Origin of the sequence: Bradyrhizobium sp. IC3123 (genome assembly GCF_020193625.1) — a bacterium.
Classification (GTDB): domain Bacteria; phylum Pseudomonadota; class Alphaproteobacteria; order Rhizobiales; family Xanthobacteraceae; genus Bradyrhizobium; species Bradyrhizobium yuanmingense.
In genome coordinates, this window is the sequence record NZ_JADYVF010000004.1 from 641712 (window position 1) to 654553 (window position 12842).

The following is a 12842-nucleotide window of genomic DNA, read 5'->3' on the forward strand; positions in this document are numbered from 1 at the left end:
CGTTCCGGCGCGATCTCTACTCCGCCAGCGTGAATTGCAGCAGCAGGGTTCGCTGCAGCATCGAGAAATTGTCGTCGGAGATCAGGGTCAGCACCGTCTCGCCGTCGGCGGTGACGTGGGCGTCGATGCCTTCCATGTTGTCGATCTCGTGGCCGAGATCGGCGGCGAACAGCGTCAGGCCGTCGACGACGGCGCCCGGCGCGATTCCCTTCAGCGGGATCGCGCGGATGCGGATGTTGACGCCGGTGAACCAGGAAAATTTACGTTCGAGGATGAGCAGATCGCCCGAGGGCAGCAGCACCGCGTCGCTGATGTCGAAATTCTCCGAGCGCCGCACGCTGAATTGGCCGGGCGTCGAGCCGCCGATCAGGAAAGCGAGGAGGTTGCCGTCGGCATCGAGCCCGCGCTCGGAAAAGGCGATCAGCGTGCCCGCGAGCGGCTGGGCCTGGCTCTTGCCCGGTCCCTGCGCTTTGGGCACGACGACCATCGCCTCCAGCCCCTTGTTGTAGGGCAGCTTGCGCAAGGCCGGCGGGACGGCGATCACTTCGCCGCGGGCGCCGGTAGCACCCTTGGCGAAATCATAGCGCAGGATCTGGTTGACGCGTTCGAGCCCGACATAGACGAGGTTGCCGTCGCGCGCGAGCGACTCGGTATCGTACCAGAGCCGCTTCTCGGTGATCGGCCGCCCGTCGGCGCCCAGCACCGGCGCGGCCTCGACGTCGGCGAGCCCAATCATCTCGCGGCCGGAATAGCGGATGCTGCCGGTGAACCAGCCGCCCTGATCGGAGATCGCGAGAAAGCGCTCGCCCTTGCCGTCGAGGAAGCGGAGGCCCGACAGCCCGCCGAAGCCGCGATAGGGCGAGGTCAGCACCAGGCCGCTGCGAAAATCCAGCGAGCCGAAGCGCGTGCGCGAGCGGTCGCGCGGCTCGAAATTGGCAATGCTACGCGCGTTGACCTCGACGCTGACCGGCGCGGTGACGGCATGCTCGAGCTGGAGGGCGCGCGGCGGCGGCTCGGTCTTGGGCTGCAGCTGCGCCTGCGCCAAGCGCGGCAACGCGAGAGTGGAAAATCCCGCCGCCGCGAGGCTGACGAAGCTGCGGCGGGATGGATGCGTGCTCACGAATGCAATTTGCGTCGCGGGCGACCGGCCGCTTGCGTTGGCGCCGTGTTGGTCTCGCTGAAGAGCTCGGCAAGCTTTTCGGTGATCGCGCCGCCGAGTTCTTCCGCGTCCACGATGGTCACCGCGCGGCGATAATAGCGCGTCACGTCATGGCCGATGCCGATCGCGATCAGCTCGACCGGCGAGCGGGTCTCGATCTCCTCGATGATGTGGCGCAGATGCCGCTCGAGATAATTGCCCGGATTGACCGACAACGTGGAATCGTCGACCGGCGCGCCGTCCGAGATCATCATCAGGATCTTGCGCTGCTCGGGCCGGCCGAGCAGGCGCTTGTGCGCCCAGTCCAGCGCCTCGCCGTCGATGTTCTCCTTCAAGAGGCCCTCGCGCATCATCAGGCCCAGGTTTTTCCGCGCACGACGCCACGGGGCGTCCGCGGACTTGTAGATGATGTGGCGGAGATCGTTGAGGCGGCCGGGATTGGCCGGCTTGCCGGCGGCAAGCCATGCCTCGCGCGATTGCCCGCCCTTCCAGGCCCGCGTGGTGAAGCCGAGAATCTCGACCTTGACGCCGCAACGCTCCAGCGTGCGCGCGAGGATGTCGGCACAGGTCGCGGCGACCGTGATCGGGCGGCCGCGCATGGAGCCGGAATTGTCGAGCAGCAGCGTCACTACGGTGTCGCGGAACGTCGCCTCCTTCTCGTGCATGAAGGACAGCGGGTGATAGGGATCGGTGACGACGCGCGACAGCCGCGCAGGGTCGAGGATGCCCTCCTCGAGATCGAACTCCCAGGCGCGATTCTGCTGCGCCATCAGGCGGCGCTGCAGCCGGTTGGCGAGACGGGCGACGATGCCCTGCAGATGTGCGAGCTGCTTGTCGAGATAGGCGCGCAGCCGCTCCAGCTCGTCATGGTCGCAGAGATCCTCGGCGGCGATGACCTCATCGAACTTGGGCGCGAAGGCGTGATATTCCGGCCCACGCGGCTGGTTCCTGCCGTGCTGGTTCGGGCGCGTCGCCTCGCCCGGCGTCTCGTCATCACCGAGCTCGCCATCGTCGAAGGTGTCGGAGGTGGAGGCCTGCGCGCTTTCCATCGCGCTCTCGCTCATCTCCTCGCTGGTTGCCTGCGCCTGGTCGGCGCTCATTTCCTGCGCGGCGTCGGAATCGGGCGAGCCTTCGGCGCCGGACTGGTCGTTGTCGCCGTCCTGGTTCTCCTCGTTCTCGTCATTGTCTTCGCTGTCGGCGTTGCGCTCGTCGCCGAGCTCGAGTGCCGACAGCAGGTCATGCACGGCATCGCCGAACTTGGTCTGATCCTCGAGCACGCCGTCGAGCCGATCGAGCCGCTTGCCGATCTTGTCTTCGAGGATCGGTCGCCAGAGATCGACCATCTTCTTGGCCGCCGTCGGCGGCGCCATGCCGGTGAGGCGCTCGCGCACCAGCATCGCCAGCGCGTCCGCCAGCGGCGCGTCGGCGCGGTCGGTGATCTCGTCGAACTTGCCGCGGTGGAAATGGTCGTCGAGCATCGCGGTGAGGTTCTTGGCAACGCCCGCCATGCGGCGCGCGCCGATCGCCTCGACGCGGGCCTGCTCCACCGCCTCGAACACGCCGCGCGCCTGCGGATTGCCGGGCATCAGCTTGCGGTGAACCTTGGGATCGTGACAGGCGATCTTGAGCGCGATGGAATCGGCATGGCCGCGCACGATCGCGGCGTCACGCTTCGTCATCTTGCGCGCGGGCTCGGGCAGCCGCGCCTTGCCGGGCGCAAGTCCCGGGCGCTCGGCCGCGAAGGAGACGTCGAGCTCGGGCGCCTTTGCGATCGCCTTCAGACAGGAGGCGACCGAGCGCTTGAACGGCTCGGTCGGTGCTTCCTTGTTGCTGCGGAATTTGGAGTTGGAGGTGGTCATCTGACCCTATCTGTCGTCCCGGCGAAGGCCGGGACCATAACCACCGGCCGCTCTTGTGTCAGGAAACTATCAGCGTCGCTTCAATCGAGACATCACGCGGTATGGGTCCCGGCCTTCGCCGGGACGACACACCGTGAGAGATCAGCTCAGCGCGACGTTGATTGCCGATTCCGGCAGCTCGGCATTGAAGCAGCGCTGGTAGAACTCGGCGACCAGGGGCCGTTCGAGCTCGTCGCATTTGTTGAGGAAGGTGACGCGGAAGGCGAAGCCGATATCGCCGAAGATGTCGGAGTTTTCCGCCCAGGTGATCACCGTGCGCGGGCTCATCACCGTCGACAGATCGCCATTGGCGAAGGCGTTGCGGGTGAGGTCGGCGAGGCGCACCATTTTGTTGACGATGTCGCGGCCCTCCTGGGTGCGATAGTGCTTGGCCTTGGCCAGCACGATCTCGACTTCCTCGTCGTGGCTGAGATAGTTCAGCGTGGTGACGATCGACCAGCGGTCCATCTGGCCCTGGTTGATCTGCTGGGTGCCGTGATAGAGGCCCGAGGTGTCGCCGAGGCCGACGGTGTTGGCGGTGGCGAACAGCCGGAACGCCGGATGCGGCTTGATCACCTTGTTCTGGTCCAAGAGCGTCAGGCGGCCCGAAACCTCCAGCACGCGCTGGATCACGAACATGACGTCCGGGCGGCCGGCGTCGTATTCGTCGAACACCAGCGCGACGTTGTTCTGCAGCGCCCAGGGCAGGATGCCGTCGCGGAATTCGGTGACCTGCTTGCCGTCGCGGACCACGATCGAGTCCTTGCCGACGAGGTCGATACGGCTGATGTGGCTGTCGAGGTTGACGCGCACGCAGGGCCAGTTCAGACGTGCCGCGACCTGCTCGATATGGGTGGATTTGCCGGTGCCGTGATAGCCGGTCACCATCACGCGGCGGTTCCTGGCAAAGCCCGCGAGAATGGCCAGCGTGGTGGCGCGGTCGAAGCGGTAATCGGAATCCACTTCGGGCACATGAGGATCGACTTCGGAATAGGCCGGGACTTCGAGATCACTGTCGATCCCGAACACCTGGCGCACCGACACCTTCATGTCGGGCAGGCCGGAAACTTCCTCAACTTTGGACAGGGCGGCGGTCGTCATCAATCCTCCGAGGTCCCGGGCGGTCCCGAAACCGGTTATTCGCACGTTGGCTGCGGCTGGGTGCTGAAAATCAACCTATCAGAGACAACGAGCCGGCAGAAGCCCGCCCACCAATCAAAGTTCCGTTGTCTTTTCATTTAGATAGGCAAGGAACGCAGTTTTTGGAGGGCTGCCTTGCGAATCACGCCGAAATTCGGGCGGGTCGGCCCCAATCCGTGCGAATGGTACTTTGGCCGTATGCAGTTACTTATGTAGGGTCCGAAGTCCTCATGCTCCAGCCCTTCAAGAGACGACGTGACGTCCTTCCTCGATCCCCTCATCGCCTTCGTTTCCGCCCATGCGTGGCTGGCCTATCTGACCCTGTTCCTGGCGGCGCTGCTCGAAGCCGTTCCGGTGGTGGGATCGGTGATCCCCGGCTCGACCATCATCCTGGCGCTGAGCGCCCTGATCCCCGGCGGCGAATTGCAGCTGCCATGGGTGCTCTTGGCGGCCGCAACTGGTGCCGTACTCGGCGACGGGGCGGCCTATTGGATCGGGCACAGGCGGCAGCGCGAGATCCTCAACACCTGGCCGCTGACCAATTATCCACGCGTGGTCGCGGAGAGCGAAAACTTCTTCAACCGCTTCGGCACCTGGGCCGTGTTCTTCGCCCGCTTCGTGCCGCCGATCCGCGCCTTCGTGCCCGTGACCGCCGGCGCGCTGGGCATGGCGCCCACGAAATTCTATGCCGTGAACATCCCGGCGATCCTGGCCTGGGCGCCCGCCCATGTGCTGCCGGGCGTCTTGGCCGTGTCGGCCCTGCATGAATATGCCGGGCTGCATCATCATGCGCATGTCGGCAAGCACATCTGGATGCTGACCGTTGCAGGGGTTGCGATCGTGCTGGGCGTGGGGATGTGGATCTATCGCCGACGGTATGGCGGCGCGACGGCCAAGCCGCAGGTTTAGGCAGACGCTACATCACAACCGTCGTCCCTGCGTTCGCAGGCACCGAGTTTGTGCGAGAGCATCGCACCCATGACATCCGTGTGATTGACCTGCTCCACCGCTAGCGGCACGTTGGCCCGGATCCTCGCGCCCGCCACCCCATGTTCACCATCGCCAGCCTCTGGATTCCCTTCACCATCGTTGCCGCGCTCGGGCAGGTCGCGCGCAATGCGATGCAGCGGTCGTTGACGAAGCCGCTGGGGACCTGGGGCGCGACCAATATCCGCTTCCTGTTCGGCTTTCCGTTCTCGCTGCTGTTCCTGGGGCTGGTGCTGCTCGCGACCGGCGATCATCTGAGCCCGCCGCCAGCCGTGTTCTGGCCATGGCTGCTGTTGGGCGCGCTCAGCCAGATCGTCGCCACCGGGCTGATGCTGCTCGCGATGAACGACCGCTCGTTTGTCGTGACGACGGCCTACCTGAAGACCGAGGCGATCCAGACCGCGATATTCGGCTTCGTCTTCCTCGGCGATCACCTGACCTGGCTGAAGGTGCTCGCGATCATGATCGCCACCGTCGGCGTCGTCATCACCGCGCTCCGCCCCGGCGGCGACAAGAGCTTTGCCGAGCTGAAGCCGACCATCACCGGCCTCGTTGCCGCGGCGGCCTTCGCGCTGTCAGCGGTCGGCTTTCGCGGCGCCATCATCAATGTGCCCGACGTGTCCTTCGTGACCGCGGCGTCAATTACGCTGGCGCTCGGCCTGTTCGTGCAGACGCTGGTGCTGACGATGTACCTGCTCTGGCGCGCGCCGGACGTGCTCCGAGGAATCCTCAGGTTATGGCGACCGTCGATGCTCGCCGGCTTCATCGGCGCCTTCGCTTCGCAATTCTGGTTCCTCGCCTTTGCACTGACGGCGGCCGCCAACGTCCGCACACTCGCGCTGATCGAGGTGCTGTTCGCGCAAGCCGTGGCGTATTACTCGTTCAAGCAGCCGATCGCGCCGCGCGAGCTTGCAGGCATTGCGCTGATTGTCCTGGGCGTCGCTGTGCTGGTGGGAGCTTAATTCCGGTCTTCCGGCAGCGTCGGCAGCGGTGAGACCTCGATGCCTTCGTCGATCAGCGACTTCGCCTCTTCGGGCGAGGCTTCGCCATAGATTGGGCGGTGCTCCTTGTCGCCGTAATGCATGGCGCGGGCTTCGTTGGCGAAGCGCTCACCGACATTGTCGGCGTTCTTGACGATGTGGTCGCGCAGCTCTTTCAGCTTGGCGCGCAGCTCGCGCTCCTGCGCCATCAGCAGCGAGGTCGGCCCTGACGGCGCAGCCTCGGGTGTGGTCGCGGCCACGGGCTCCGGCGGCGGCGTGGCGCGGCCGCGCCCCTTCTTGCCGACGATGCGCGGCGCCATGATCGCCTTGTCGACCTTGGCTGAGCCGCAGATCGGGCAGGTCACGAGCTTGCGCTTCACCTGCGAATCATAGGCCGACGAGCTCTGGAACCAACTTTCGAAGGCGTGATTGCGGTCGCAGTGGAGCGCGTAGCGGATCATGCCGAGCCCCGCACGAGGTGCAAATGGTCCGGCCCGGCCTTGGGATCGGAGACGCCGAAGCGGCGGCCGTGCTGGAGCGAGGGAATCGCCCGGCGCGCGGTCTCGACCTTGGCCGGGTCGATCCTGGCCATGATGATGCCCGGCTCGACATCGCCTTCGGCGAGGATCTCGCCCCAAGGATCGACGATCAGCGAATGCCCGTAGGTCTCGCGCTTGTTCTCGTGGGTGCCGGCCTGCGCCGCGGCGAAGACGAAGCAGCCGGTCTCGATCGCACGGGCTCGCAGCAGCACGTGCCAATGCGCTTCACCGGTCTTGCGGGTGAAGGCGGACGGCACGGTGATGAAATAGGCGCCGCTTTCTGCGAGCGCACGGTACAGCGCCGGGAAGCGCAGATCGTAGCAGATCGTCAAGCCGATGCGGCCCCAGGGCAGATCCGAGATCACGGCGGTCTCGCCCGGCTGGTAATTGGCGGATTCGCGATAGCTCTCGCCGTCCGGCAGCTCGATGTCGAACATGTGGATCTTGTCGTAGCTCGCGAGCACATTGCCCTCGGGCCCGATCAGGAAGGAGCGGTTGACCGCCTTCTCCGGCGAGAAGCGCAGCGCCAGCGAGCCGACATGGAGGTGGATCTTCAGCTCCGCCGCGAGCGCCCGGTAGGCCTTCAGCGAGGCGTCGTCCTCTTCGCTCTGGAGGTGCTCGAACAGCGCCTTGCGGTTCAGCTGCATCATGTTGCTGACTTCGGGTGTCTGCACGTAATCGGCGCCATCGGCCGCAGCCTGCCGGATCAGCTTCGTAGCCTGCTCGAGGCTCGGCCCGGGCATCAGGCCGGTGCGCATCTGCACCATGGCGGCCGTGAACGTGCGGTTCTCGCTCATGATACCGCCTTCACGCTTTCGAGCATGCCATCGAGCTTGCCTTCGCGATCGAGCGCATAGAGGTCGTCACAGCCGCCGACATGGGTGCCGCCGATCCAGATCTGCGGGAAGGTCGAGCCCTGGCCGGCGCGGCCGTACATTTCCTGGCGCCAGGACGGGTTCTTGGCGACGTCGAATTCGGTGAAGGTCGCCTTCTTGCGGGTCAGCAGTGACTTGGCGGCGGAACAATAGCCGCAGCCCGGCCGGGTGTAGATCTCGACAGCAGCAGTCATTCGTCTGGCGCTCTCATGTCATGAATTCATTGAATTATATGGGACGGGGCCCGCTCTCGACAACCCGGGCAAAGACCAGCACGTCGACCTGGGCCGCCTTGGCGCGGAGCAGGGCCCGCGCGCAGGTGTCGAGCGTAGCCCCTGACGTCAGGACATCGTCGATCAGGACAACGCGGCGGCCCTGGATCTCGGCCTGACGGTCGGGAGATACCTGAAATGCGCCCTGCACATTGGTGGCGCGCTGGGCCCGCGACAGGCCGATCTGCTGCTCGGTGGCGCGCACCCGCCGCAGCACGTCGCCCCGCACCTTGATCCCGCTCTGCCGCTCGATGACACGCGCGAGCGCGCCCGACTGGTTGTAACGGCGCCGCCAGGCCCGCCGCCAATGCAGGGGCACGGGCACCAGCATGTCGGCGCCGGTCAGCAACTCGCGGCCCGCGCGCGCCATCCAACGGCCCATGGCCGGTGCCAGATCGGTACGGTCCTGATATTTCAGCGCATGCACCAGCGTGCGCGCGACGTCGTCGTAGCGTACCGCCGCGCGGGCGCGCTGGTAGGTCGGCGGGCTCGCGATCGCCTCCATCGACAGCATCTCGGGGCCGGGGTCGTAAACGAAGGGAATGCCGAGCCGCGGGCAATAGGGCCGCTCGATGAACGACAGCCGCGCCCAGCAGGAAGCGCAAACGCCCTCGCCATCGACCGGCTCCCGGCACGATACGCACTGTGTCGGCAGGGCGATGTCGAGCGCGAGCCGCGCCGCCCGCGCCAGCACGTGGCGGCCGGCCGTCCACGCGCTCCGCAGCGGTGCGGCGATGGAACGGATGGGGGGAGCGTCGGCTTCCATGTGGGGAGGCTAACGCTGCACGCAGCGGATTGCCAGAACTGTGGAGATCGGCGTAACCAGCGGCATGGTCCGGACCGCTCAAATCCCGCCCGCCTTGTTTGATCGTGCCTTGCTGCAGAGGCGGCAGCAGCGCGCCCAGGCCCAAGGCGCGGTCACATTCCTGCTCGAGCGGGTCGCCGAGGACATGTCCGACCGCTTGGCAGCGGTGATGCGGGAGTTTCAAGCTCCCGCCGACCTCTGGACGCCCGGCGCGGGACTGGCGGCGTTGCGCACGCGGCTTCCCTCCATCGAACACATCGCGCTCGACGCGGCCGGCGCGGAGAAGTTGCCCCTCGCGCCTGAGAGCCTCGATCTCGTCGTCTCGGCGCTGGCGCTGCAATACGTCAACGACCTGCCGGGTGTGCTCGCGCAAATCCGCCGGGCACTCAAGCCGGACGGGCTGCTGCTTGCTGCCATGATCGGCGGCGACAGCCTCACCGAGCTGCGGCAGGCCTTTGCCGCGGCGGAAGCCGAATGCGAGGGCGGTGTGTCGCCGCGCGTGGCGCCGTTCGCTGACCTTCGCGACATCGGTGCGCTATTGCAGCGGGCGGGCTTTGCGCTGCCGGTGACCGACGTCGACCGTGTCGTGGTGCGCTATGCCAATGCGTTCGCCTTGATGCAGGATCTCCGCCGCATGGGTGCGGCCAACGTGCTGATCGAGCGGCGGCGGACACCGACGCGCCGCGCGACGCTGCTGCGCATGGCCGAGATCTACGCCGAGCGTTTTGCCGATGCCGACGGCCGCATCCGCGCGACCTTCGACATCGTCTGGCTCTCGGGCTGGGCTCCGCATGCGAGCCAGCAGCAGCCGCTGAAGCCGGGGTCGGCGAAAGCGAGCCTGGCGGAGGCGGTGAAGAAGGCGGGGAAGGAGTGATCTTTCTCTTCCGTCATGGCCGGGCTTGTCCCGGCCATCCACGTCTTTCAGGCTGGCACGAAGGCCGTGGATGCCCGGGACAAGCCCGGGCATGACGCCAGAGAGCGGCACCCTTCGACCTCACATCAACAAATCGATCAGATGCGGGATCAGCGGAATGTCCGCGGGCGGCATCGGGTAATCGCGCAGCTTGTTGGCGCGGACCCAGGCAAGGTTCTGGCCCTCGCGTGCGGTGACCAACCCCTCCCAGCGCCGGCAGATATAGAGCGGCATCAGCAGATGGAAGGTCTCGTAACCGTAGCTGGCGAAGGTCAGCGGCGCGAGGCACGGCTCGGCGACGTTGATGCCGAGCTCCTCATGAAGCTCCCGGATCAGGCTCTGCTCCGGCCGCTCGCCCGGCTCGAGCTTGCCGCCGGGGAATTCCCACAGGCCGGCCAGGGCCTTTCCTTCCGGGCGCTGCGCGATCAGGACGCGTTTGTCGGCGTCGACGAGCGCGCAGGCCACCACCAGTGTCAGTTTGAGATCGGCCATGCGCGTCTGTCGCTCGCTGAGATCGTTTGCAACGGTTTGTTAACCTCGTTGCAGTCTACGTTTCCAAGGTCACCATAAGTCATATTTAATCCGCAGTTCCTAGAGTGGGAACTCTTTAAACCACTCCAGGCCACCTCATGCGCGCTGCGCCTTCGGTTCTCGTCCGCCGGTTCGTCCACGACCGGAGCGGCAATATCGCGGTGATTTTCGCGCTCGCCTGCGTTCCCCTGATCAGTGCGGTCGGCTGCGCCATTGACTATTCGCGCGCGACGATGATCCGGTCCAAGCTTCAGGCCGCGGCGGATGCCGCCAGTGTCGGTTCGATCGCCAAGGCTTCGCCCGCCTTCAAGGCCGCCGGCAACATGACTGCGGACGGCTCGATTTCGGTCGGCATCACGGACGCCACGAACATTTTTAATGCCAATCGCGCCAGTCAGTCCGGCTACACGCTGACCGGCCTCACGCCGACCGTGGTCAAGTCCGGCTCGACCGTCACCGCGACGGTTTCGTTCACCGCAACTTTGAACACCATGTTCCTCGGCGTGATCGGCAAGTCGGTGCTGACGTTGAGCGGCACGTCGAAGGCGACGGCCAGCATGCCGCTCTATATCGATTTCTACCTGCTGCTGGACAATTCGCCGTCGATGGGCGTCGGTGCGACCCCGGCCGACGTGCAGAAGATGGTCAACAACACGTCGGACAAGTGCGCTTTCGCCTGCCACGATCTCAAGGACAAGAACAACTATTACGACCTTGCCAAGAAGCTTGGCGTGACCACCCGGATCGACGTGCTTCGGAGCGCCACCGAGTCCTTGATGGATACGGCAAACGCCACCGAGACCTATTCAAACCAGTTCAGAATGGCGATCTATGATTTCGGCGGCTCTGCAAGTTCGCTCGGCCTGCGCAGTCTGTTTTCGTTGTCGGCCTCTCTCTCCAGCGCCAAGGCGGCGGCCGGCAAGATCGACTTGATGTCGGTGAACGGCCAGAACGAGAATCACGATCAAGATACCCCATTCACCGCGGTCTTTCCCGCGATCAACGGCGAGATCAGCTCCCCCGGAAGCGGCACGTCGGCCAGTCCGCTCAAGTATCTGTTCTTCGTGTCCGACGGCGTGGCCGATGAGAGCAACACCGGATGCCTGAAACCGCTCTCGGGCAGCACGCGGTGCCAGTCGCCGCTCAACCCTGCGCTTTGCAAGACGATGAAGGATCGCGGCGTCAAGGTCGCGGTGTTGTACACGACGTATCTCGCGCTGCCGACCAACCCCTGGTACATGAAGTGGATCGATCCATTCAATGCCGGCCCCTATGGCCCGTCGCCGAACAGCCAGATCGCACAGAACATGCAGAGCTGCGCTTCGCCGGGCCTGTATTTCGAGGTCAGCCCGACGCAAGGCATCGCGGACGCCATGAACGCGCTGTTCAAGAAGGCGGTCGCGGACGCGCGGATCTCCGGATGAGGGCGCTCACCTCTCCCCGTAAGAACGGAGAGAGGGAGAAGGCCTACGACCTGTAGTCCCCGTTGATCGCCACATATTCCTTGGTGAGGTCGCAGGTCATGACGCGGTCGCGGCCTTTGCCGAGGCCGAGCGAGACCAGAATCGCGATCTCCGGCGCCTTCATCGCTTCCGACACCTGCGCTTCGTCATAATCGGGATCGCGCGCGCCGCGCTTGGCGACGCGGATGCCGTTGAACGAGATCGACAGCTTGTCGCGATCGGCCGGCTCGCCGGCCTTGCCGACTGCCATCACCACGCGGCCCCAATTTGCGTCTTCGCCCGCGATCGCGGTCTTCACCAGCGGTGAGTTCGCGATCGACATCGCGATCTTGCGGGCGGAGGCCTTGGTCTTGGCGCCCTCGACGGTGATCTCGACCAGCTTGCGCGCGCCTTCGCCGTCGCGGGCGACCTGCTCGGCGAGATTGGCGAGCACCTGGTTGAACGCCTTGACGAAGGCCTTCAGGCGCGGGTCGCTGGCGCGGCTGATCTTCGGCGCGCCGTGCTCGGCGGCGGCGCCGGTCGCAAACGCCAGCAGCGTGTCGGAGGTCGAGGTGTCGCCGTCGATGGTCACGGCGTTGAACGTGTCCTCGACGCCGCTCTTGAGCAGCGCCTGCAGCGCGGCGGGCGCGATCGGCGCGTCAGTGAAGATGAAGGACAGCATCGTCGCCATGTCGGGCGCGATCATGCCGGCGCCCTTGGCCATGCCGTTGATGGTGACCTTGGCCTTACCGAGCTTGACTGTCGCGGTCGCCACTTTCGGGAAGGTGTCGGTGGTCATGATCGCCTTGGCCGCGGCGAGGTAATCGCCGGGCTCGGCGGCTTCGGCGAGGCGGCCGAGCACGCCGTCGAACTTGGTGGCATCCAGCGGCTCGCCGATCACCCCGGTCGAGGCCAGGAAGATCTCGCTCTCGCTGCAGCCGACCGCCTTGGCCGCGATCTTCGCCGTCAGCGCGGTGGAGGCGCGGCCGGTCTTGCCGGTGAAGGCGTTGGCATTGCCGGAATTGACCACCAGCGCGCGCGCCTTGCCGCCCTTCAGCTTGGCGCGGCACCATTCCACCGGGGCCGAGGGACACTTCGACCTGGTGAAGACGCCGGCGACGGCAGTGCCCTTGTCCATCACCGCGAGCAGCACGTCGGTACGGTTCTTGTAGCGGATGCCGGCTTCAGCCGTCGCCAGACGGATGCCCGCGATCACGGGCATATCAGGGACGGTTTTGGGGGCGAGCGGAGAGACGGAGGAGGACATCGCGGGCGCCTTGGTAGGGTCTGGACATGCAGAT

At 65.8% G+C, this 12842-nt stretch carries 13 protein-coding genes; 4 read left to right on the top strand and 9 right to left on the bottom strand.

Annotation, left to right across the window (positions count from 1 at the left end):
* Positions 1 to 16: 16 nt before the first annotated feature.
* The 3 genes from I6F20_RS17455 to cobS all read right to left on the bottom strand — a co-directional run bounded on the left by I6F20_RS17455 (position 17) and on the right by cobS (position 4158).
* Positions 17 to 1120, bottom strand: a complete 1104-nt coding sequence (locus I6F20_RS17455) for an esterase-like activity of phytase family protein (RefSeq protein ID WP_036014638.1) — start codon at positions 1118 to 1120, stop codon at positions 17 to 19.
* The gene (gene cobT, locus I6F20_RS17460; protein WP_225127127.1) at positions 1117 to 3018 is read right to left on the bottom strand and encodes a cobaltochelatase subunit CobT; all 1902 of its coding nucleotides are present in this window, start codon (positions 3016 to 3018) and stop codon (positions 1117 to 1119) included. The genes I6F20_RS17455 and cobT overlap by 4 nt, the downstream gene beginning before the upstream one ends.
* Positions 3019 to 3159: 141 nt before the next feature.
* The gene (cobS, locus tag I6F20_RS17465; RefSeq protein ID WP_036014642.1) at positions 3160 to 4158 is read right to left on the bottom strand and encodes a cobaltochelatase subunit CobS; all 999 of its coding nucleotides are present in this window, start codon (positions 4156 to 4158) and stop codon (positions 3160 to 3162) included.
* 294 nt (positions 4159 to 4452) lie between these two features.
* Between cobS and I6F20_RS17470 the strand changes: the two genes are divergently transcribed.
* A complete protein-coding gene (locus I6F20_RS17470) occupies positions 4453 to 5106 on the top strand; it encodes a DedA family protein (RefSeq protein WP_036026250.1) in 654 nt (217 codons plus the stop codon).
* A 140-nt stretch (positions 5107 to 5246) separates the two neighbouring features.
* The gene (locus I6F20_RS17475; protein ID WP_225127129.1) at positions 5247 to 6146 is read left to right on the top strand and encodes an EamA family transporter; all 900 of its coding nucleotides are present in this window, start codon (positions 5247 to 5249) and stop codon (positions 6144 to 6146) included.
* Here I6F20_RS17475 and I6F20_RS17480 read toward each other — a convergent pair.
* The 4 genes from I6F20_RS17480 to I6F20_RS17495 are packed head-to-tail and all read right to left on the bottom strand — an operon-like array spanning position 6143 to position 8616.
* The gene (locus I6F20_RS17480) at positions 6143 to 6625 is read right to left on the bottom strand and encodes a DUF1178 family protein (RefSeq protein ID WP_036014648.1); all 483 of its coding nucleotides are present in this window, start codon (positions 6623 to 6625) and stop codon (positions 6143 to 6145) included. The two genes, I6F20_RS17475 and I6F20_RS17480, sit on opposite strands and share 4 nt — an antisense overlap.
* The gene (locus I6F20_RS17485) at positions 6622 to 7500 is read right to left on the bottom strand and encodes a carbon-nitrogen hydrolase family protein (RefSeq protein ID WP_225127131.1); all 879 of its coding nucleotides are present in this window, start codon (positions 7498 to 7500) and stop codon (positions 6622 to 6624) included. The genes I6F20_RS17480 and I6F20_RS17485 overlap by 4 nt, the downstream gene beginning before the upstream one ends.
* Entirely contained in the window at positions 7497 to 7772 is a 276-nt protein-coding gene (grxC, locus tag I6F20_RS17490) for a glutaredoxin 3 (protein WP_036026245.1), read from the bottom strand. The genes I6F20_RS17485 and grxC overlap by 4 nt, the downstream gene beginning before the upstream one ends.
* Positions 7773 to 7806: 34 nt before the next feature.
* The gene (locus I6F20_RS17495) at positions 7807 to 8616 is read right to left on the bottom strand and encodes a ComF family protein (RefSeq protein WP_225127133.1); all 810 of its coding nucleotides are present in this window, start codon (positions 8614 to 8616) and stop codon (positions 7807 to 7809) included.
* Between the two features lie 64 nt (positions 8617 to 8680).
* On the opposite strand from I6F20_RS17495, the gene I6F20_RS17500 reads away from it, so the two are divergent.
* The gene (locus tag I6F20_RS17500; RefSeq protein WP_225127166.1) at positions 8681 to 9529 is read left to right on the top strand and encodes a methyltransferase domain-containing protein; all 849 of its coding nucleotides are present in this window, start codon (positions 8681 to 8683) and stop codon (positions 9527 to 9529) included.
* Positions 9530 to 9649: 120 nt separating this feature from the next.
* Here I6F20_RS17500 and I6F20_RS17505 read toward each other — a convergent pair whose 3' ends face one another.
* On the bottom strand, positions 9650 to 10060 hold the full coding sequence (locus I6F20_RS17505; protein WP_036014656.1) for a (deoxy)nucleoside triphosphate pyrophosphohydrolase: 411 nt from the start codon (positions 10058 to 10060) through the stop codon (positions 9650 to 9652).
* Between the two features lie 137 nt (positions 10061 to 10197).
* On the opposite strand from I6F20_RS17505, the gene I6F20_RS17510 reads away from it, so the two are divergent.
* Positions 10198 to 11523: a TadE/TadG family type IV pilus assembly protein gene (locus tag I6F20_RS17510; RefSeq protein WP_036014658.1), complete on the top strand. Its 1326-nt coding sequence runs from the start codon at positions 10198 to 10200 to the stop codon at positions 11521 to 11523.
* A gap of 43 nt (positions 11524 to 11566) precedes the next feature.
* Here the strand turns inward: I6F20_RS17510 and argJ are convergent, their stop codons facing one another.
* The gene (gene argJ, locus I6F20_RS17515; protein WP_036014660.1) at positions 11567 to 12808 is read right to left on the bottom strand and encodes a bifunctional glutamate N-acetyltransferase/amino-acid acetyltransferase ArgJ; all 1242 of its coding nucleotides are present in this window, start codon (positions 12806 to 12808) and stop codon (positions 11567 to 11569) included.
* Positions 12809 to 12842: the final 34 nt, after the last annotated feature.

What these genes read in the sequence shown, in the direction of transcription:
- I6F20_RS17495 (WP_225127133.1), bottom strand. Translation starts at nt 8,616, where the DNA reads ATGGAAGCCGACGCTCCCCCCATCCGTTCCATCGCCGCACCGCTGCGG.
- I6F20_RS17500 (WP_225127166.1), top strand. Translation starts at nt 8,681, where the DNA reads ATGGTCCGGACCGCTCAAATCCCGCCCGCCTTGTTTGATCGTGCCTTG.
- I6F20_RS17485 (WP_225127131.1), bottom strand. Translation starts at nt 7,500, where the DNA reads ATGAGCGAGAACCGCACGTTCACGGCCGCCATGGTGCAGATGCGCACC.
- I6F20_RS17505 (WP_036014656.1), bottom strand. Translation starts at nt 10,060, where the DNA reads ATGGCCGATCTCAAACTGACACTGGTGGTGGCCTGCGCGCTCGTCGAC.
- I6F20_RS17475 (WP_225127129.1), top strand. Translation starts at nt 5,247, where the DNA reads ATGTTCACCATCGCCAGCCTCTGGATTCCCTTCACCATCGTTGCCGCG.
- grxC (WP_036026245.1), bottom strand. Translation starts at nt 7,772, where the DNA reads ATGACTGCTGCTGTCGAGATCTACACCCGGCCGGGCTGCGGCTATTGT.
- cobT (WP_225127127.1), bottom strand. Translation starts at nt 3,018, where the DNA reads ATGACCACCTCCAACTCCAAATTCCGCAGCAACAAGGAAGCACCGACC.
- argJ (WP_036014660.1), bottom strand. Translation starts at nt 12,808, where the DNA reads ATGTCCTCCTCCGTCTCTCCGCTCGCCCCCAAAACCGTCCCTGATATG.
- I6F20_RS17480 (WP_036014648.1), bottom strand. Translation starts at nt 6,625, where the DNA reads ATGATCCGCTACGCGCTCCACTGCGACCGCAATCACGCCTTCGAAAGT.
- I6F20_RS17510 (WP_036014658.1), top strand. Translation starts at nt 10,198, where the DNA reads ATGCGCGCTGCGCCTTCGGTTCTCGTCCGCCGGTTCGTCCACGACCGG.
- cobS (WP_036014642.1), bottom strand. Translation starts at nt 4,158, where the DNA reads ATGACGACCGCCGCCCTGTCCAAAGTTGAGGAAGTTTCCGGCCTGCCC.